This is a genomic window from Vibrio sp. 2096, from assembly GCF_033339595.1.
Classification (GTDB): domain Bacteria; phylum Pseudomonadota; class Gammaproteobacteria; order Enterobacterales; family Vibrionaceae; genus Vibrio; species Vibrio alginolyticus.
The window spans coordinates 1-1,032 of sequence record NZ_JAWOUX010000109.1; the positions used below are offsets into that span (position 1 = coordinate 1).

A 1,032-nucleotide genomic window follows, 5' to 3' on the forward strand; every position below is an offset into this window, starting at 1 on the left:
GTTTGTTTGCTGAAGGGGCTTTTTCTCAAGCGTTTGTCCCTGTTTTAACGGAGAATCACGCTCAAGGTGATATGGACAAAACACGCGAGTTGATTGCTCGTGCTGCCGGTACGTTAGGGGTTATTGTCTCTATTGTTACCGTGCTGGGCGTGCTGGGCTCTGGTGTGGTAACCGCGCTGTTTGGTTTTGGCTGGTTTTTAGATTGGATGCATGGTGGGCCGGCCGCAGAGAAATTTGAGCTAGCCAGTCTGATGCTCAAAATTACCTTCCCTTATTTATGGTTCATCACCTTTGTTGCGCTTTCCGGAGCCATTCTTAACACACTCGGCAAGTTTGCCGTCTCCTCATTCACTCCGGTCTTTTTGAATGTCATGATCATTCTGGCGGCTTGGTTTATCTCGCCACAGATGTCTCAACCGGAAATCGGTCTGGCTATCGGTGTGTTTTTAGGTGGTTTGGTTCAGTTCTTATTCCAAATTCCTTTCCTTATTAAAGCGGGCGTGATGGTTAAGCCTAAGTGGGGGTGGCGCGATCCTGGGGTGGTAAAAATCCGCACGTTGATGATTCCCGCTTTGTTTGGCGTCTCTGTCAGTCAAATCAACCTGCTATTTGATACTTTTATTGCCAGCTTTCTACAAACTGGCTCAATCAGCTGGTTGTATTATTCCGATCGTTTGTTGGAGTTCCCGCTGGGGCTGTTTGGTATTGCGATTGCGACGGTGATTTTGCCTGCGCTGTCTCGTAAACATGTGGACTCGCAGAGCGAAGGTTTTGCACATACCATGGATTGGGGCGTTCGCATGGTAACGCTGCTCGGGATTCCGGCGATGTTGGGTTTGATGGCGTTGGCGAAGCCGATGTTGATGGTGCTATTTATGCGCGGTGAGTTCTCTCCACAAGATGTGCACCAAGCGTCTCTGTCGTTGCTCGCTTACGCATCTGGCCTATTGAATTTCATGTTAATTAAAGTGTTAGCGCCAGGCTATTACTCACGCCAAGACACAAAAACGCCAGTGAAATACGGCATCATCG

1 protein-coding gene is annotated in these 1,032 nt (G+C 48.7%); it reads left to right on the forward strand.

The features are described from left to right. Window positions 1–1,032, forward strand: a 1,032-nt coding sequence (gene murJ / locus R7Q41_RS24405) for a murein biosynthesis integral membrane protein MurJ (protein WP_318144755.1), incomplete at both ends; no start/stop codon positions are given.